The following is a 17616-nucleotide window of genomic DNA, read 5'->3' on the forward strand; positions in this document are numbered from 1 at the left end:
GGGTTTTCAACCCAAATTTTCGATAAAACAGCACTTCGACACATTTCGACACATTTCGACAGGCTCAATGTAAAGGCTCAATGTAAAGGCTCAGTGAGACGAAGCACAGCTAATATTCAGGGGAATCCTGATTCTCTACATATTTCTTAAGTTGGTCTATTGTGACACCGCCACAACTAGCCACAAAATATGCCCCCGTCCACAAAATTCTCTTATCTTGACCATATATCTCTTTCAAGTGGTCTGAAAAGTTATCCCACATCAGCTGGCAAGAAGTTGATTTTAAGTTGGCTATTAATCCACTTAACAGCTTATGGGGTGGGTAAGTCAGAAGGATATGGATATGGTCTGATTCTCCGTTAATCTCTATTACCTTCGCCTCCCATTTCTCAGCTATGTTTTGAAAAACTATTCTCAAAAACTCTAAATGCTTTTTCTGGAATACTTTCCGATGATATTTTGTCACAAGAACTATATGTACGGTGAGTTTAAAAGTGGCTCTACGAGTCTTAAAATAATTAGCCTTCATGCTATTGACACTTTTTACAATGAATTACTATACTCATAATATAAGTGGGTGGGTGGAATTAAATATAAGATGAACGTAGGTTGGGTTGAAGCATGAAACCCAACGCCTGCTCATGTTACGCTACCGCTAACCCATCCTACAAATAATTGTGCCTCCCTACTTAACACATTGAGAGGTCGAATCGATGCGAGTCATAGAGTTTAAGTTAAAAACCAATTCACACCAGAAAATAGCCATTCAAGAGGCGATCAGGGTGGGACAGTTTATTCGGAATAAGTGTCTAAGATTTTGGATGGACTCTACCAAAGAAGACAAAGTTAACTATGGTACTTTGTGTAGGCTAACTACCGAATTATCTAATAGTCCTGAGTTCTCTTTTGTTGGTAAACTCAACTCTATGGCTCGTCAAGCAAGTGCCGAAAGAGCTTGGTTTTCTATATCCCGTTTCTACGACAATTGTCAAAGGGGTTTGGCAAAAAAAGGCTATCCTAAATTCAAAAAGTTTTCAAGGTCTGTCGAGTACAAAACTTCTGGTTGGAAACTAACAGAAGACAAAAAGTTTATCCACATCACGGATAAAACAGGGATAGGAAAATTAAAGTTAATCGGCACTTTTAACCGTGAGATTCTCGATAAATCTACTATCAAAAGAGTCAGGCTTATTAAACGAGCCGATGGCTTTTATTGTCAATTTGTCTTAGACATTGAGAGAGTAGAAACCTTTGACTCTACAGGAAAAGAAGTAGGGATTGATTTAGGTTTAAACCATTTCTTAACTGACTCTCATGGGGATAAAATTGATAACCCACGATTTCTTCGTCAAGCGGAGAAACGCTTAAAAAAAGCACAGCGTAAACTCTCAAAAAAGAAAAAGGGAAGTCAAAAAAGGTTAAAACAGAAATCTAAAGTAGCTCGCCTTCATCTAAAAGTTTCTAGACAACGCCCAGATTTTGCCGTTAAGACAGCAAAAGCGTTAATCCAATCTAACGATTTGGTAGTCTATGAGGACTTGAAGGTATCTAATATGGTGAAAAATCCCAAGCTTGCTAAATCTATTTCAGATGCGAGTTGGTCAATGTTCACCGATTGGTTAGACTATTTTGGGAAAATACACGGGAAGTTTGTGGTAGCGGTGAACCCACAATACACTAGCCAACAATGTTCTAGTTGTGGTAATATCGTCAAGAAAACATTATCTGTAAGAACTCATGTTTGTTCTTGTGGGTGTGTCTTGGATAGAGACGAAAACGCCGCTATAAACATTCTCGCACGGGCAAATACTGTCGGGCGGACAGAAATTCAAGCCCTCAGACAGACTACCCACTGTCTATTAAGTGAAAGCTTAGTAGATAAGGTAACTGGATGAACAGGGAATCCCCAAGCGCTTGAGTGCGATGGGAGCGTCAATTAGGCAAGAAAATTTAGAAAGAAGATAGGAGATAAATAGCCTTAAAATTAATTAGCAGGAGGAAATATTACCAATTAAAGGTTCGCTGCTATGAAATTCCGTCAATTGATGCGGGCAACAGAAAATAAATACAATCGGCTGCTGGCAAATCTAGTCTTGCTCTACATTATTTACCCATTTTTAGTATATCTACCCCTCGGAGATTTGCTAGTTTTCTTTTTCTTCTCCCTCTCTGTGATCATCGCCGTCTATCAGATCGATCGCAGTAAATTGGCTTTAAGATGTAATATCGGTCTGTTTCTAATTGCCCTCATCCTGCGAGTATTCGGCACGATTATCCCTATTTATAGGGATTTAACCGGTTGGTTCGATCTGTCTAGTACATTAATTTCTCTAGCTTTTATTAGTTTATGCGTGTACTCGATTTTACAAGAATTAATTCTCGCCGAACAGGTAACATCCGATATCATCAAAGGGGGAATTTGTGTCTATTTTCTCCTAGGATTTTTCTGGGCATCCGCTTATAGTATCGTCCAGATTTTTGAACCCGATTCCTTTAGCTCCGCCGCTAAAACCGTCAACCAGGCGGATCTACTTCATTTCAGCTTTACTACCCTGGCCACGGTTGGTTACGGTGATATAGTTCCTACCAGTAAAGTCGCTAGAGTTCTAGCCAATTTAGAAGGAATGACTGGAGTTCTCTATCCCGCCGTTTTTATCGCTCGTTTAGTCAGTTTACACAATGGTCGTTAACCAAAACAATCCAGCGCCTTGGAGAATATTAGATGATTATGCGTCGCTTTATGCCGATTCTTTCTTTACTTTTGCCTTGGGTCACTGCCGCAGGAGTCTTGGCGGAAATACCGACTCTATCCCAGGAAATCCGCCCAAAAACGGCGGAACAGGTGATCGAGCAACTCTGTGCTAATTTAACCAAACAGCGATCGTTCACCGTCAATATGGATGTCACCTATGACGATGTACTCGAATCCGGGGCGAAAGTTCAGTACAGTGCCTATCAAAACATCTGGGTAGAGAAACCCGATCGCCTGCGCTCGGACTACACTGGGGATGAACGAGTTACCCGCTTTTTTTACGACGGTAAAACCTTCACCCTCGCGGATCTGGAACGGGATCTATACGTCACCAAACCAGCACCAAATACTCTAGATGAAGCCTTAGACCAAGTAGAGCAAAGGTACGGGATCAGCATTCCCATGTCAAATCTGGCAGCGAACGATCCCTGTGCAGAGCTAATGGCCGATGTCAAGCAAATTATTTTTATCGGCAACGACATGGTCAACCGCGAACCGATGTATCATCTGCTGCTGATCGGTAGCGATCGCGATTATCAAATCTGGGTCACGCAGGATGCCACCCCCCTACTGAGGAAAGCGATTATCACCTATAAAACTCTACCCGGTTCACCCCAGTACACGGCAATATTATCCGACTGGAATTTTAATCCCAGTACCTCCGCCGATACTTTCACTTTCCAACCGGGATCAGAGTCGATCCCTATCGAACTTTTACCCCCTAGGGATAATCAATCCCAGCAGTAAACCCTGTTCATAAAATGCGATCGCTTGTCGGTATTCCCCTAAATCAGCGTTTTGATATACTTTGAATATCTAACGAATTCGAGGTGGGATAATGAAGTCGCAGATTGGACGCTGGGGTAATTCTTTAGCGATTCGGATTCCCAAGTATGCGGTGGAAGCACTAAACCTCAATCCCAATGACGTTGTTGAATGTTCTGTGGAAAACGGAAAGCTAGTAATTGAGCTAATTCAAGCCTTGCCTGAGTTAAGCCTAGAAGAACTACTGGCTGAGGTTGTTGAATCACCGGAGCCGGAAGTGGATTGGGGACGGCCAATGGGAGAGGAGGTTTGGTGACATACATTCTAAGGCGTTGCTGATTTGAGATATGAATCTTCTTTTCTGGTATTTTTAAAACCTAGAGCCAAACTAACTTTTGCATCTGATGCAAAGTTGGCATTCATACCTTGATTCAGCAACGCCCGTTTTTTTGCACCAGAAACCGTCGAACGCTTGCAGAAAATAATCTGGGAAGATAAAAAAATCAAGGAGTCCGGGCCATGAAAAGATCTTTACGTCAAAACTTATGTGTTCTTGCCGCCCTCCTCTTGGGTACAAGTTTACTGGTAACGGATTATGTGGACGCTCGCGGTGGCGGTGGTGGTGGTAGTCGTGGGGGTGGTGGAGCTTCCCCACGGGTCAACCGCAGTAGTGATCTGCAAAACCGAGGGAATTTTAGTAATCGTTCCCAACCCTCTAGAGATTTTTCTGGAAGACAGGGGGAAAGACAAACTAATCAACAAAACCGTCAAGGGGAACGCACGGAAAGACAGGGTGAACGGCAAACCGGTCAACAAAACCGGCAGGGTGAACGCAGCGAAAGAACCGATACCCGTCAAGGGGAACGCAGCGAAAGACAGGGTGAACGGCAAACCGGTCAACAAAACCGGCAGGGTGAACGCAGCGAAAGAACCGATACCCGTCAAGGGGAACGCAGCGAAAGACAGGGGGAACGGCAGCAGCAGGTTAGCGATCGCCAACAGAACCGTCAGAACTTTATTGACGATAATCGCAACGGTTACTGGCGTGGTGGCGGTTGGTACGGTGGCGGTTATTACGTCCCCCCGGGTTGGGGTTGGGTGGGTTTGACCACCGGCTTAGTCATCGGTTCAGCGATCGCCACTCTCCCCCCCTACTACAATACCGTCTATGTGGGTTCCACTTCCTACATTTACTCGGACGGCATCTATCTTCAGCCTAGCGGTAGTTCCTACACGGTGGTGGCCCCGCCAATCGGCGCAATTGTCACCTATATCCCAGACGGCTGCACCACAATTACGGCTGACAATACGCTTTATTACAATTGTAGCGGTATCTATTATCAGCCTCTGTTTGAGAATGGTTCCACGGTTTATCAGGTGGTTCGCTTCTAATCGGTTTCTTCTTCATCAATAATTGCCGATCGATCTAATAATAATAAATCTCGCAGGCGATCGGTATCTAATTCGGTTAACCAATTTTCCCCGGCATCTACGGTTTGTTCCGCTAATTGTTTTTTGCTTTCGATCATCTCATTAATGCGTTCCTCTAGGGTTCCCGTACAGATGAATTTATGTACCTGAACATTGCGTTTTTGTCCGATGCGGAAAGCGCGATCAGTGGCCTGGTTTTCTACGGCTGGATTCCACCAACGATCGATATGAAAAACGTGATTAGCGCGGGTTAAATTTAATCCTGTTCCCCCCGCTTTCAGGGAGAGAATAAAAATCTTTGGTCCTTGGGGATCATTTTGAAAGCGCTCGATCATTTCTACCCGATCTTTTGCTTTGGTAGAACCGGAGAGAAATAATATTTCCTCGGCTAATTTTTTCTGGAGATGGGTTTGTAGGAGTTTTCCCCACTCGGCAAATTGTGTAAAAATTAAAGCTCGATCGCCTTCTGCTATCACTTCCTCTACCATGGCTTCTAAACGTAATAATTTCCCCGATCTTTGACTGGTTTCTAAACTATTTTCTTTCAAAAAATGGGCGGGATGATTACAAATTTGTTTTAGTTGCATTAGCAAGGTTAAAATTAATCCATGTTTCTGAATTCCTTGAATTTCTTCAATTTTCTGGAGCGTTGTCTCGACTAATTGTTGATAAAGTTGTCCCTGTTCTTTCGATAAACCACAAAAAATATTCATTTCCTGTTTTTCTGGTAAATCTTCAATAATATTTTTATCGGTTTTTAATCTCCGTAAAATAAAGGGACGGACAAGGGAACGTAAATTATGCAGGGATTCTTGATCGCCGTATTTTTCAATGGGAAGGGCAAAACGGCGCTGAAAAAAGGCTTGAGTTCCTAAAAAATTGGGATTGAGAAAATCCAAAATTGACCACAATTCCGTCAGGCGATTTTCTACGGGAGTTCCCGTTAAGGCAATCCGAAATCCTGCGGGTATTTTTCGCACTGCTTGGGATTGTTTAGCCGTAGAGTTTTTAATATTTTGAGCTTCATCTAAAACTAAACCTTGCCATTGTACTGCTTCTAAAGTGGAGAGATCGCGATAGATTAAAGGATAACTGGTAATAACAACCGATTGATTTTTTACCGCTTGAGCAAAAGCTTTACCTTTTAATCTTTTTTCGCCATGATGCACAAAAACAGCTAGGGTGGGAGCGAATTTTCTTAATTCATGTTCCCAGTTATTGACCACAGAAGTGGGAGCCACCACTAACACGGGATTAACTAACATATCCTGTTCTTTTAATGCTAGTAAAAAAGCGATTAATTGCGGGGTTTTTCCTAAACCCATATCATCGGCTAAACAAGCACCTAAACCCCACTTTTCTAGGAAAGCTAACCAACTAACTCCCTTGATTTGATAGGGACGTAATTCCCCCCGAAATTCCCGCGGTGGGTTGATTAATTGAATCCCTTGATTGTTATTTAAATTATCAATTAATTCCTTTAATGCTCCCTCCGCTTGGAAATTAACTACCGGCAGTTTAGCAATTAGATTATTATCTCCTGAACTCAAGCGCAGAGCATCTTCCACCGAGAGATTCAGGGGAGCGATGGTATTATTTAAAATTGCCTGAGCTGCTTTGACATCCGTAGGTTGTAGGATTAACCATTTGCCTCCCACTTCCACCACTGGCGATTTTTTCTCTAATAACTTATCAAAATCTTTTTTCGATATTTCCTGTTCCCCTACCACTAATTTAAGCTGAAAGTTTAATAAACTGGTTAAACTTAATCTTTCTCCTTTTTTGGGAGTTACACTGGCAGCAATCTTAATTCCTAATCTTTGTTCATTACTACCGGCAGTTAAACCCGTTGGCAAAATTACCCCTAATCCCTGCTCTTGCAATTGCCAAGCGATCGAGCGAATAAACTGATAAACTTCGATCGAATCAAGAGAACATTCCTCCGGGTGTCTCTGCTCTAAACTAATTCTAATCGGTTCGTACAATCGCGCCGCTAATCCCAATCCTTTTAAGAGAATTTCCTGGGGATTATTGACAACTCTTTGATAACTATGATAACTTTCTTTGCCCTCTAACCAAATCAACTTGGCACTAATGAGAAATTCGGGATCATCTAACGCTTGTAAATAATAGGTGAGTTTCCACGCTGTCCCTAGACTGGGAGGTTGTAAAGATAAACAGACACGGTATTGATTCTCGATTAATTGGCGATTATTGCCATTAACTAAACTTTCTTGGATAGGAAACACCCAGTTATTATAAGCATTTTCTAGACGCTGTAAATTCTTGGCTTCTAAGGCAATGTCATGATGATCACCGCTTAAAGATTGTAGCCAGGGTTTCACCATCAATGAGGGGGAAATATTAACACTACTATCTATCTTTTGTCGCAAACGAGCATCGACAATATTTTTTAAGCAATCGAGAATAATTGTTTGTGGTTCGCTATTTTCTTGATAGGCAAGACAAACCGGGGGGATGGTTTGGATAAACTTAGCTAAACGAGTGCGATCGATGGTACTATCTAGCAGGGGATACCAGCAACTTTTACCTTGATTTATTCCTGCTAAAAATTTCCCCCTTGCTAATAAATCTAAACTCCAACGGTGCAAATACAGCCAAAATCGTAGATCATTGCCGATAAATTCGGCCTTAGCTAGGGGTAATTTCTCCCATAACCGCACTATCATCCCCGCAGAAAAAGTTAATCCCGATACCTGCCATGGTTGCCAAGACAAGGATTTAGCTGTGGGTTCGAGAATTTGCCCCGACAGCAGCGGTAAAAAATATTTTTTCCTTGGGGGAGAATAACTAGGTAAACTGAGCTTGATTGATTCTGGAGAATAGCGGTCAAGCTGAGGAGAAAATTTCTCGATAAATTGGGCTAATGCCCCAGATTCTAGACAAAAAGGATGATTTTCCTTTGTTTCACTTAATTCCTTCCCTTGCCACTGTTCACCCCAAAGAAAAAAAACACTATCTTGCGAACGAATCAGCCAATTACCGTGTAGAGTAGTCATTATGAAATAGGGAAATTCCTCTAAAAAACCTGCTGTTGAAAAGGCAAAAAATCTCGATTTTGTCGCTTCTTCTGACCTTAAGAGCCTCTAATCTTCTATTTTAGTGGACAAGGGCTGATTTCTCAAGCAGAATCTAGTTAAGCGATTAGCCCCGATCGCATGGTTATTATCAATAAGAATAAATAGAGTTCTTTTTAAACTATGTACAAATCGATCGCCCTCACCCTCGTCCTCAGTCTTCCCCTTAACTTCTCCCTAGTTGGTCAGACGGAAGATCTAAACCACCTACAGCAATTATTATCCACCCGAAAATGTCCCCAATGCGATCTGAGCGGTTCGGGGTTAGTGCAATCGAATCTAGTCGGGGCAAAATTAAATGGGGCCAATCTCGTCGGGGCCAATCTTAGTCAAGCTAATTTAAGTGGGGCGGATCTGAGTGGCGCAAATTTAACTGGAGCCTCTCTTTTTGGTGCTAATCTGACTGGAGCGAACTTAACCGGGGCAATCTTGACGGGTGCGGATTTAAGAGGCACTTATCTCAATAATGCTAACCTCGACAACACCAAACTAGACACTGCATACGTGCAGGGTGCGGTGGGAATTCCCAGTAGTGCCGGTACTCCTGAACTATTCTATGGTCTAGGGATGGTGGAAGGAAAACAGGGACGCACCAGCACCGCTATAGAAAATTTTAATAAGGCCTTGACAATTAACTCAGAATATGCTCCAGCTTATCTGGCCCGGGCCATGGCTCACTATCGTCTGGGACAAAATGCTCTAGCGGCCCAGGACGCTCAAATGGCTTCGACTCTCTTTGAACGACAAGGTAATACCCCCGGTTACGAAGCGGCAGAGAATTTTATTAAAGGCATGGAAATCGCCCTAAAACCGCGAGAACAAGGTGGTGGCAACGCTCAATTAGACCAAATGGTGCAGGGGATTGGTTCTCTGCTCTTACAGTTTGTTTTACCCGCTTTGGGACTGTTTTAATCCTCGTCCGCTGGCTCTTCTAAATGTTCCGAGACCGCGTAATAAAGGTCAAGAACATGATGATCGGCAAGACGATAAAAGACTCTCCGTCCCTGTTTTTGGTATTTAACTAATCTTAAGGCTCTTAGGGTTCTTAACTGGTGGGATACGGCCGATTCACTCATCCCTAAGTCGTCGGCTAAGTCACAAACACATAATTCTTGTTTGGCTAAAAGCGATAAAATTCTGAGACGGTTGGCATCCCCCAAAAGGCTGAAAAATTCGGCCATTTTTTGGGCTTTTTCTAGTTCTAATCCCTGCAAGTTCTGGAATTTCGCCCCTTGGTGATGGGATTCCCCACAAACCGGTGCTATTTTTTCTATGGCCATGTTTTTTCCTGATCGGTTATTAAGGGAAAGTTGAGAAAGGGAGGTATCGATCGAATCTTCAATCCCGATACTTGTCCCCTTCTCCCCAATAACTAAATTTAAACGCAACCACAGCCCTGGTGTCCACAGCCTTTCTCGTTCTCGTTAACGTGACCATTGGCACAAGCTTGGGAACAGTAGTATTGATCGTTTTCTTTGATGGCATCGGCGATCGATACTACACACAAACAGGATTTACAAGCACATTTCATCATGGTGACAGCGATCATGGTTACTACCTCGGAACTTCTTTACTGACTTTAGTATAACATCTGAACAGATGTTCATGGATTGAATAAAGTTAAATTTTTCTAAAACTCAGACGGGTGGGAAGTTCTCCTTGATCAGTGATCAGATTTGAGTTTTCAGTTTGCATATAGAGCTTTTCACGTTACTGAGGTATCGACAAGTTTTGCCAACAAAGAGTTTAAGCCCCTTGCCCATGCCTCATTCTGATGAAAACGGCTATATAATATAATCTAAGGTAGAAAAAAGTTAAATACTGACTAAACCGCCCAATTATAACAACTGAGCCGACAAATTCTGATGTTATTAGCATTAAAACAACTAACTGTTACTCCAGGCGACCACCTGTTGTTAACTTCACTCACTTGGCAAGATTATGAAACAATTCTTGACGAATTGGGAGATCGACGGTCAATTCGTCTATCTTATAGTCAGGGAACTTTAGAAGCAATGACTCCTCTTTTTATTCATGAAAATACCAAAGTTTTAATCGGGGATTTGGTTAAAGTTCTCCTAGATGAATTAGGGTTAGACTATGAACCCGCCGGATCAACAACCTTTAAAAATCAACAAATGGATCAAGGAATAGAACCAGATGAGTCTTTTTATATCGAAAATTGTGCTGCTGTCAGGGGAAAAAAGCGCCTTGATTTGGCTATTGATCCCCCTCCCGATTTAGCAATTGAAATTGATATTACTAAGCGAACCCGATTTAATAATTATGAGCGATTGGGTGTTCCTGAATTGTGGCGATATAATGGAGAGAGACTGGAAATCAGTGTTTTGCAAGGATCAGAATATGTTGAATCTTCCCAAAGCCGAATATTTTCTCAATTTAATCTAATAGAAAAAATTCCAGAAACGCTACAAAATAGTCAAAAAATCGGTAGTGCCATGGCATTAAAACAATTCCGAATTTGGGTCAAGCAAACGCTTAATCCTTGACCTCAAATCAAGAACGAAGTCAGGGAACTGAGGTTTCCTACTGTCTTTTTACTGCTCACTGATTACTGCTCACTGATTGCTGTTTTTAGATGCAGAACGGCCTACCAGCGATCGCCAGCATCGTAAATTGTTAAACGTCCGACTCCTAGAGCTAATCCGGGAGAATTGTCCCCGGGGGGATAAGCAGTGATTCCAAACTGATAGATACCACCATAATCGGGATTGTGTACTGGTTTCAGACCGATGGAAACGGTATTACCGGGGGGGACAGGAGGATCAAAAATGACCGTAATCGTCTGAGTATTGGGGTCAAAAGTAGTGGATTTTAGGGTTAATTTTTCGCCTCGCTGATTGCGATCGCCAAGAAAAGCAAAGGTTTGATCGAGAAGAAAAGCAATAGTTTGAATATTAGGCTGCTGTTGTATGGTTACTTTACCCAAGGACGCCCCGAGAGACGGCGGTAGAGCGATGGTAAGATAGTATTTTGCCCCCCAAGTACGCACGGATTGGAAAGTAGCGGAGAAATTAACCAGAGTGGGAGAACTCTCAAAAAATACTCTGCCATCGGGAAATTGTCCTGCGAGAGACACAGAAGCATCAAAAGCGAGTATAGCAATCAAAGCGAGTTTAGATAGACTTTCAGTCTGTTTTAAAGGCAAAAAAGGAATTTTCAAGGTAAAAGCTACTATAAAATATTGATTGTCAAGGGCAATTATACCAAATTCACTTAACCCTAAACCGCTGCCATTATCAGTGATCAGTTATCAGTTGTTTTCTCCCCACTCCCCCACACCCCACACCCCACTTCTCACTTCCCCAACCCCCAACAGCTAACCCCCAACTTGCAATGTATCTCGAACACCTACATCTTCACAGTTTTAGAAATTATGCCGAACAGTTGCTAAAATTCGAGTCCAAAAAAACAATATTATTGGGCAATAATGCTCAGGGAAAATCCAATTTACTAGAAGCGATCGAACTTTTGTCCACTCTCAAGAGCCATCGAGTCAGCAAGGATCGGGATCTGGTGCTAGAATCGGACTCGGAGGCGAGAATTTTTGCTAGGGTTAATCGTCTTTATGGAGCATCAGAATTAAGTTTAATTCTCCGTTCTTCCGGTCGTCGCACCGTGATCCGCGACCGTCAACCCCTGCGCCGTCATCTCGATTTTTTGGGCGTGATTAATGCGGTACAATTTTCTAGTCTCGATCTGGATTTAGTGCGCGGTGGTCCGGAAGCTCGCCGAGATTGGTTAGATACTTTATTAATTCAATTAGAACCCCTATACGTTCATATTTTACAGCAATATAATCAGGTTTTACGACAAAGAAATGCTCTCTTAAAAGAGATTCGTAAACAGGAATTAGAGGGAAAAGTTTATGGGGATTTATCCCAGCTAAAACTCTGGGATTTACAACTAGCAGAAACCGGTTCAAGAGTAACGAGAAGAAGGGCGCGAGTCCTGCAAAGATTAATTCCTTTAGCCCAAAAATGGCACGAAAGTATTAGCGGAAAAACCGAACTTTTAGAATTACAATATATTCCCAATGTGCCTTGGGTAGAAGATGATGTCAATGGGGTACAAAGGGCTTTTTTAGATAAGATTGAAACCCGTCGTTTGGCAGAGAAACAACTAGGGACATCGGTAGTCGGTCCCCACCGGGATGAAGTGGATTTTTTAATTAACCAAAACCCCGCTAAATCCTACGGTTCCCAAGGACAACAAAGAACCTTAGTTTTAGCCTTAAAATTAGCGGAATTACAGTTATTAGAGCAGATTATCGGGGAACCTCCCCTACTACTCCTCGATGATGTTTTAGCGGAATTAGATATCGAACGACAAAATCAATTATTAGATGCGATCGAAGACCGTTTTCAAACTTTAATTACCACCACTCATCTCAGTTCTTTTGAGTCCCGTTGGTTGCAATCTTCCCAAGTATTTTCTGTCAAAAAGGGACATATTTTTTATTAGCCTATAGCCACCAGCCTTCAGCCATATTCAGTTATCAGTTATCAGGTTTTTCTCCCTATCTTTCCACTCTCTAGTCACCTCAGCAGTTTAACCCTAAACTAAAGCTACTCATTCAGTAAATAGCTGCGATATCTCGGTAGTTTGCTCTAGAAAATTTCTCATATATTCTGGTTTAATTGTTTGGTTTAATTGATAAATTACTAACCATTCACCACCAGCTTCCAAGTACCAACCATGGTTCTGCCCAAAAAATTGTAAGGTGTCAAAATTCAAGATTTCTCGGATAGTAGATTCTTACCATAATACGATCTCAAGCTTATGAACCTTTATTTACAGACCATTGCTGTCAATCGCGGTCATCCTGATTGCTGGCTAAATTGTTGCTGTTAGAAAGTCCGTATAGCTCCTTAACCGATTGGCGGGAAAGGACGATAATTGTGAAGACTCCGAGAATTGTACCCAACGGGGTGAACAAGCAGAGGATGCAAGCTATCACAAAAGAAAACCAGTATTTCTTGTGACGGCTGAGAAATCGACCCGAAAAAATCGCAGAAATCGCTAAAGCTTCTCCTAGCAGTACTGTTGTTGCACCTAGAGCGGCGAATAGATATCCAAATGCTTTGGGGGGTAACTCTCCCGACGGCTCCATCGGGAATGATTCAGGGGAGGTAATCATGCTTATTCCTATAAAAAAATGACCCAAGAAAATAAGAGAGAAAAAAGCAATTACTCCTCCCACAATGTAATGAAATATTGACAATAATCTTAGGTGTTTTCGGTCGTTATTTGTGTTCATATAGGTAACTCATAATAGAAATCTACATAATACTATATCGGGGAGCATCTCATTTATGCAAGTGAGTAATTATACTTATACCTAAAACTGTTTTCTAGCAAGGCTTTCAAAATAGCTTGACATAAAAACCTGATTTAAGGGTTACAAAGGTGAGATGCTCCCTTATATCATTATATCGAAGCTGAAAACTTTTCTAGTCAAGGGATTTACTCGAATAGAAATGATTCTAATTCTCCCATAGTTTTTCGATGAAATTGAATTAGTAACGAAAGACATACAGTTCAGCTATAGAACTATTTTTGTTAGTACAGATGGGAAAAGCAGTCCGTGATCGGGTTGTCGCTTTTGGGGATATCTCGTGTAATCATCTCGACATCACCTCCCTTGCCTAGCTTCAGGTAATTCCGATTCTGAGGGTTAACTCTCGAAGGTATTGACTTCTGGCAATAGCTAGAGATTTGTTATTAGCTAAAAGCAAATATTATTTGAGCCAAAATTGCTCGATTCCCCCTAACGATGGGTCTGGTAAAACGTCCTTGACTTTTTTCTTTGTCTGTATATACCCATAATAACAAAACAGGCCGCAGGCCTGTTTCACTATTAGATTAAGAATAATTAATCCTACCTAATCTCGCGGACTACCGGCTTACCGTCGATAATTTCACCGACGAGAATCAGATCAGCAACCCCGACAAATAAACCATTTTCTAAAACCCCCGGCATATTATTAATAGTTCTTTCCAAATCAGCCGGATCATCGATACTATCAAATTTAACATCGATAACTAAATTGCCTTGATCTGTCACCACGGGGCCAGCTTTTTTCACTCCCATGCGCAGAGAAGGTTTACCACCGAGGGCCTCTAATTTCAGCATCACCGGAGTCATGGCCATGGGTAACACTTCCACCGGCAAAAGAAAAGTCGATCCCAACTTATCCACCAGCTTATTGCCATCCACTACCACGACAAAAATATCGGCGAGACTATCGACAATTTTCTCCTGAGTATGGGCAGCACCGCCGCCTTTAATCAGGTTTTTCTGGGGATCCACCTCATCGGCCCCATCGATAGCGATATCCATCTTTGCGATGACATCGAGGGTAGTGAGGGGAATTCCGTACTTCCTAGCCAAAACTTGCGCTTGAAAAGAAGTAGGAACCCCGACAATATTGCTGATTTCCCCGCTTTGCAGTCTAGCGCCCAGATACTCGATCGCGTAGGCCGTTGTTGAACCAGTTCCCAATCCCACGACCGAATGAGATTGAACTAGATTAGCGGCGGCTTTACCGACCTCCTGTTTCATGAGAATGACCGGATCGATTGCTGTCATGATGCACATTCCTAAAAGCGATGTTTTGAACCTCTTAGTTATCGGCTATCCGTTGCCCTCTTGTCAATGCAATTAGGGATTAGTGGCCTGAGCTGCTAACATTTCCTTGAGTTTAGCCAATTCATTAGCCCAACGGGGATCTGGCTGTAAAGCGTCACCATCGCCGGTAACTTTCGGGGTACTACTGCCACCCCGTTCAGCCTTGCGTTTTTTGCCGCCGCCGCCACCACTACTGGATTTGCGCGGTGCTGCCGTCGTCGGTTTCGGAGTCGGTCTTTCGACTTTTTCCGGGGTTTCTACGCTGGCCTCCGGCCCTTCTGCTTCTTCTCCTTCTTCTTTACCTCCCTTGCTCCGGGGGAGAGCTTTCTCGATTTTGATCGGGTTTTCCATGAAGGATTGACCGTTGTATTTTTCGATAAACTGGTCAGCTAGTTCATCGCTAGGGACGGTAACGAAGGCAAAACCGCGACATTTGCCAGTTTTGCGATCTTTGATGACTTTAGTGGTAATCGTATCCCCTTCATCGGCAAAAAGCGCCTGTAATTTTTCGCGCTCGACGGATTCTTTGGGCAAATTACCAACGTATAGACGAACGGACATGATGGATTCCTCCAAGTATAGGTTGATTTGACATACTCCCACCGTCAAGCTACGCTGTGACGGGGGATTCTTTCCACATTGCTGTTAGAAATTCCTTGTTCAACGAGACAGCTTAGATTCTCAATGTCTCCATTAAGAATCCAGAGGCCGGACTCTCCCAAGGCGTTTGGGTCGGTTTCTGTTTGCCCAACAGTACCGTTGAGATAATTTCCCAAGTATTGTAACCCTTTTTTAAGAATATTTATTGCTGCATTATGATCCCTATCTAAGACTGTTTTACAGTTAGGACATTGATGAGTTCTAGTGCTTAATGTTTTTTGCACTCTCGTCCCACAAACTGAACAATCTTGAGAAGTGAAATGCGGCGGCACAGCAACACAAACAATCCGATAAATCTTGGCAAAATAATTCAACCATTGAGTGAATTGATACCAAGAAGCATCAGAAATCGACTTGGCAAGCTTACGGTTTTTGACTAAGTTTCTTACCTTTAAAGCTTCATAGACTACCAGATCATTAGACTGGACTAACGCCAAAGCGTCTTTAATTGCTTTGTCTTTACGTTGTCTTGATACTTTAAGATGAAGCCTAGCTACTTTTATCCGTTGCTTGTGATAGTCGTTAGACTGTTTCTTTCCTTTGCGAAATTGTTTTGATAATCTCCTTTGTGCTTTTTTCAGTCGTTTTTCTGACTTTCTTAAATAACGTGGATTCTCTACAGTATTGCCTTGAGCGTCAGTATAAAACTCTTTTAACCCTAAGTCAATTCCTGTTATTTGTCCCGTTGGTTTATGGTATTCTTGCCGTTCTACGTCAATCAGAAACTGGCAATAATAACCGTCAGCACGTCTAACAACTCTTACCCGTCTAATCTGTTGCTCTGAATAATAAACTAAGGTCTTTTGACTACACCATAAATCAAATTCTCCTGCTTTAAAGCCATCAGTGAACTTGATTTTACGTCGATTATCAGATAGTTTGTAGCCCGTTAGTTTATACTCAACCGAACGGTTATGTTTTTTGAACCGAGGAAACCCCTTTTTTCCCGGTATCTTAGCATGACAATTATGGTAAAACCTAGTAATTGATTGCCAGGCTCTATCAGCAGCCGATTGACGAGCTTGAGAGTTTAATTTATTAACCCATGGTGTCTCTTTATTGTTAGCTAGTACCGCGCAAAGTTTTTGGAGATCATTGCGGGTTGTCCCTTGATTGGACCGCCAATAACGAACACAAGAATTACGCACAAACTGAGAAGTTTTGATAGCTTCATCAAGCCGGTGATATTGCTCTGGTGTTCCGTTTTTTAGCTTTGCTTCTACGACTAGCATCTAACAATCCTCGACCCTTGGCTAAGTTAATTATAACACAGTTTACCCACAGATGGTGGAATTAAACCGATGCTCTGCGGTTGATATTCTGGTCGGATTTCATCCCCCGCAAAGCTGAGTATCTTGTCGAAAAATGTAGCGGGGGCATTCATCCGACATTTTAGGTAAAAACTTGTGCGACATTCCGTGCCTGTATGCTGATTTTTTTAAGGCAAACAGAGCTAAGGAGGATGTTTCCCAGCGATAAGCTTGTAGTTTCTGCACGATAGCGGCTGTGTCCGTCAATTTTGACTATCCTTAACGATTTCAACGAGAGGGACGGGATCTAGGGGTTACGTTTTTAGCTTTTAACAGGCCCAACCATTCAGCTTACCCGATTTATGTCGCTCTCTTCGATTATTACAGAATGTTTACACAATTTGTCAAATATTTTCTCTCGCTCCGGGCTGCCATGGAAAAAAATAAGTATAATTACTTAAGTATTTGTTCACAGTAAGCAAAATTTTATTAAAACTCTTGCTAAATGTATCATTATATGCTTCTTTCCTTTTGGCGGCGGGGTATCCTAGCTAACGGGAGGGAAAAAGCAAAACCCCCTCTACAGATACATTGACACTTTGTCAAGTATTTGTTACATTAGTTAAAAAAGGTGATACCCATCACCCATCTCGCTTGTTATCAACCACTGTCTTCATCGAGGAGGAACACCATGTCTCAACCGATCGAACTTTCCTTAGAACAACAGTTCAACATTCGTTCTTTTCAGACTCAGGTAGAAAAAATGAGTCAGGAGCAAGCGCAGGATTTCCTGATCAAGCTCTACGAACAAATGATGGTCAGAGAAAATATGTACAAAGCTTTTCTCAAACACCAGTGGGGTCTAGATTCTAATCCCTGGGCTTCCCAATAACTCATTTCACCCCTGCGGGCGACCTCTTTCTCCAGCTGGGTTTCTGCGGAAACGAGCTAGGGATGCGGGGCGCATTTCTTCACCTTTTTAGCTATTCTTAGGGAAGGATAACCGAA

Annotated in this window: 19 protein-coding genes; 9 read left to right on the forward strand and 10 right to left on the reverse strand. The window is 42.3% G+C overall.

Annotated elements, in window-relative coordinates; genetic code table 11:
• Positions 1-109: 109 nt before the first annotated feature.
• The gene (tnpA, locus tag H6G48_RS10465) at positions 110-529 is read right to left on the reverse strand and encodes an IS200/IS605 family transposase (RefSeq protein ID WP_190721533.1); all 420 of its coding nucleotides are present in this window, start codon (positions 527-529) and stop codon (positions 110-112) included.
• Positions 530-713: 184 nt separating this feature from the next.
• Between tnpA and H6G48_RS10470 the strand changes: the two genes are divergently transcribed.
• From H6G48_RS10470 to H6G48_RS10490, 5 genes are all read left to right on the forward strand, one after another.
• A complete protein-coding gene (locus H6G48_RS10470; protein ID WP_190721535.1) occupies positions 714-1895 on the forward strand; it encodes an RNA-guided endonuclease InsQ/TnpB family protein in 1182 nt (393 codons plus the stop codon).
• A gap of 132 nt (positions 1896-2027) precedes the next feature.
• On the forward strand, positions 2028-2690 hold the full coding sequence (locus H6G48_RS10475; protein WP_190721537.1) for a potassium channel family protein: 663 nt from the start codon (positions 2028-2030) through the stop codon (positions 2688-2690).
• Positions 2691-2722: 32 nt separating this feature from the next.
• Positions 2723-3499 carry a DUF2092 domain-containing protein gene (locus tag H6G48_RS10480; protein WP_190721540.1) on the forward strand — a complete coding sequence of 259 codons (777 nt, stop codon included), beginning with the start codon at positions 2723-2725 and terminating at the stop codon, positions 3497-3499.
• Between the two features lie 91 nt (positions 3500-3590).
• Positions 3591-3833, forward strand: coding sequence for an AbrB/MazE/SpoVT family DNA-binding domain-containing protein (locus H6G48_RS10485; protein ID WP_002772118.1), 243 nt, complete (start codon positions 3591-3593; stop codon positions 3831-3833).
• Between the two features lie 203 nt (positions 3834-4036).
• The gene (locus H6G48_RS10490; protein ID WP_190721542.1) at positions 4037-4909 is read left to right on the forward strand and encodes a DUF6515 family protein; all 873 of its coding nucleotides are present in this window, start codon (positions 4037-4039) and stop codon (positions 4907-4909) included.
• On the opposite strand, the gene H6G48_RS10495 is transcribed toward H6G48_RS10490, so the two are convergent.
• Entirely contained in the window at positions 4906-7968 is a 3063-nt protein-coding gene (locus H6G48_RS10495; protein ID WP_190721545.1) for a DEAD/DEAH box helicase, read from the reverse strand. The two genes, H6G48_RS10490 and H6G48_RS10495, sit on opposite strands and share 4 nt — an antisense overlap.
• A gap of 201 nt (positions 7969-8169) precedes the next feature.
• Between H6G48_RS10495 and H6G48_RS10500 the strand changes: the two genes are divergently transcribed.
• Positions 8170-8958, forward strand: a complete 789-nt coding sequence (locus H6G48_RS10500; RefSeq protein ID WP_190721546.1) for a pentapeptide repeat-containing protein — start codon at positions 8170-8172, stop codon at positions 8956-8958.
• Here H6G48_RS10500 and H6G48_RS10505 read toward each other — a convergent pair.
• Both H6G48_RS10505 and H6G48_RS10510 read right to left on the reverse strand, forming a co-directional pair.
• A complete protein-coding gene (locus tag H6G48_RS10505; RefSeq protein WP_199328787.1) occupies positions 8955-9326 on the reverse strand; it encodes an ArsR/SmtB family transcription factor in 372 nt (123 codons plus the stop codon). The genes H6G48_RS10500 and H6G48_RS10505 overlap by 4 nt on opposite strands.
• Before the next feature lie 98 nt (positions 9327-9424).
• The gene (locus H6G48_RS10510) at positions 9425-9595 is read right to left on the reverse strand and encodes a metallothionein (RefSeq protein ID WP_002754961.1); all 171 of its coding nucleotides are present in this window, start codon (positions 9593-9595) and stop codon (positions 9425-9427) included.
• A gap of 316 nt (positions 9596-9911) precedes the next feature.
• On the opposite strand from H6G48_RS10510, the gene H6G48_RS10515 reads away from it, so the two are divergent.
• A complete protein-coding gene (locus tag H6G48_RS10515) occupies positions 9912-10556 on the forward strand; it encodes a Uma2 family endonuclease (protein ID WP_190721548.1) in 645 nt (214 codons plus the stop codon).
• A gap of 101 nt (positions 10557-10657) precedes the next feature.
• Here H6G48_RS10515 and H6G48_RS10520 read toward each other — a convergent pair whose 3' ends face one another.
• Entirely contained in the window at positions 10658-11230 is a 573-nt protein-coding gene (locus H6G48_RS10520; RefSeq protein ID WP_190721550.1) for a DUF2808 domain-containing protein, read from the reverse strand.
• 173 nt (positions 11231-11403) lie between these two features.
• Between H6G48_RS10520 and recF the strand changes: the two genes are divergently transcribed.
• The gene (gene recF / locus H6G48_RS10525) at positions 11404-12531 is read left to right on the forward strand and encodes a DNA replication/repair protein RecF (protein WP_190721552.1); all 1128 of its coding nucleotides are present in this window, start codon (positions 11404-11406) and stop codon (positions 12529-12531) included.
• A gap of 108 nt (positions 12532-12639) precedes the next feature.
• Here the strand turns inward: recF and H6G48_RS10530 are convergent, their stop codons facing one another.
• The 5 genes from H6G48_RS10530 to H6G48_RS10550 all read right to left on the reverse strand — a co-directional run bounded on the left by H6G48_RS10530 (position 12640) and on the right by H6G48_RS10550 (position 16590).
• Complete coding sequence (locus tag H6G48_RS10530; RefSeq protein WP_190721554.1) at positions 12640-12804, reverse strand: hypothetical protein; 165 nt, start codon at positions 12802-12804, stop codon at positions 12640-12642.
• A 73-nt stretch (positions 12805-12877) separates the two neighbouring features.
• Positions 12878-13207: a hypothetical protein gene (locus H6G48_RS10535; RefSeq protein WP_197533163.1), complete on the reverse strand. Its 330-nt coding sequence runs from the start codon at positions 13205-13207 to the stop codon at positions 12878-12880.
• A 741-nt stretch (positions 13208-13948) separates the two neighbouring features.
• Positions 13949-14659 (reverse strand): ribose-5-phosphate isomerase RpiA, encoded by a 711-nt coding sequence (gene rpiA / locus H6G48_RS10540; RefSeq protein WP_061431129.1) that lies wholly within the window; start codon positions 14657-14659, stop codon positions 13949-13951.
• 72 nt (positions 14660-14731) lie between these two features.
• Positions 14732-15259: an RNA recognition motif domain-containing protein gene (locus H6G48_RS10545; protein WP_147073274.1), complete on the reverse strand. Its 528-nt coding sequence runs from the start codon at positions 15257-15259 to the stop codon at positions 14732-14734.
• Positions 15260-15303: 44 nt separating this feature from the next.
• A complete protein-coding gene (locus tag H6G48_RS10550) occupies positions 15304-16590 on the reverse strand; it encodes an RNA-guided endonuclease InsQ/TnpB family protein (protein ID WP_190721557.1) in 1287 nt (428 codons plus the stop codon).
• Positions 16591-17299: 709 nt separating this feature from the next.
• Between H6G48_RS10550 and H6G48_RS10555 the strand changes: the two genes are divergently transcribed.
• The gene (locus tag H6G48_RS10555) at positions 17300-17500 is read left to right on the forward strand and encodes an NblA/ycf18 family protein (protein WP_002791926.1); all 201 of its coding nucleotides are present in this window, start codon (positions 17300-17302) and stop codon (positions 17498-17500) included.
• The last annotated feature ends 116 nt before the right edge of the window (positions 17501-17616 follow it).

It is taken from the genome of Microcystis flos-aquae FACHB-1344, from assembly GCF_014698375.1.
GTDB lineage: Bacteria > Cyanobacteriota > Cyanobacteriia > Cyanobacteriales > Microcystaceae > Microcystis > Microcystis aeruginosa.

What these genes read in the sequence shown, in the direction of transcription:
- tnpA (WP_190721533.1), bottom strand. Translation starts at nt 529, where the DNA reads ATGAAGGCTAATTATTTTAAGACTCGTAGAGCCACTTTTAAACTCACC.
- H6G48_RS10470 (WP_190721535.1), top strand. Translation starts at nt 714, where the DNA reads ATGCGAGTCATAGAGTTTAAGTTAAAAACCAATTCACACCAGAAAATA.
- H6G48_RS10475 (WP_190721537.1), top strand. Translation starts at nt 2,028, where the DNA reads ATGAAATTCCGTCAATTGATGCGGGCAACAGAAAATAAATACAATCGG.
- H6G48_RS10480 (WP_190721540.1), top strand. Translation starts at nt 2,723, where the DNA reads ATGATTATGCGTCGCTTTATGCCGATTCTTTCTTTACTTTTGCCTTGG.
- H6G48_RS10485 (WP_002772118.1), top strand. Translation starts at nt 3,591, where the DNA reads ATGAAGTCGCAGATTGGACGCTGGGGTAATTCTTTAGCGATTCGGATT.
- H6G48_RS10490 (WP_190721542.1), top strand. Translation starts at nt 4,037, where the DNA reads ATGAAAAGATCTTTACGTCAAAACTTATGTGTTCTTGCCGCCCTCCTC.
- H6G48_RS10495 (WP_190721545.1), bottom strand. Translation starts at nt 7,968, where the DNA reads ATGACTACTCTACACGGTAATTGGCTGATTCGTTCGCAAGATAGTGTT.
- H6G48_RS10500 (WP_190721546.1), top strand. Translation starts at nt 8,170, where the DNA reads ATGTACAAATCGATCGCCCTCACCCTCGTCCTCAGTCTTCCCCTTAAC.
- H6G48_RS10505 (WP_199328787.1), bottom strand. Translation starts at nt 9,326, where the DNA reads ATGGCCATAGAAAAAATAGCACCGGTTTGTGGGGAATCCCATCACCAA.
- H6G48_RS10510 (WP_002754961.1), bottom strand. Translation starts at nt 9,595, where the DNA reads ATGATCGCTGTCACCATGATGAAATGTGCTTGTAAATCCTGTTTGTGT.
- H6G48_RS10515 (WP_190721548.1), top strand. Translation starts at nt 9,912, where the DNA reads ATGTTATTAGCATTAAAACAACTAACTGTTACTCCAGGCGACCACCTG.
- recF (WP_190721552.1), top strand. Translation starts at nt 11,404, where the DNA reads ATGTATCTCGAACACCTACATCTTCACAGTTTTAGAAATTATGCCGAA.
- H6G48_RS10535 (WP_197533163.1), bottom strand. Translation starts at nt 13,207, where the DNA reads ATGATTACCTCCCCTGAATCATTCCCGATGGAGCCGTCGGGAGAGTTA.
- rpiA (WP_061431129.1), bottom strand. Translation starts at nt 14,659, where the DNA reads ATGACAGCAATCGATCCGGTCATTCTCATGAAACAGGAGGTCGGTAAA.
- H6G48_RS10545 (WP_147073274.1), bottom strand. Translation starts at nt 15,259, where the DNA reads ATGTCCGTTCGTCTATACGTTGGTAATTTGCCCAAAGAATCCGTCGAG.
- H6G48_RS10550 (WP_190721557.1), bottom strand. Translation starts at nt 16,590, where the DNA reads ATGCTAGTCGTAGAAGCAAAGCTAAAAAACGGAACACCAGAGCAATAT.
- H6G48_RS10555 (WP_002791926.1), top strand. Translation starts at nt 17,300, where the DNA reads ATGTCTCAACCGATCGAACTTTCCTTAGAACAACAGTTCAACATTCGT.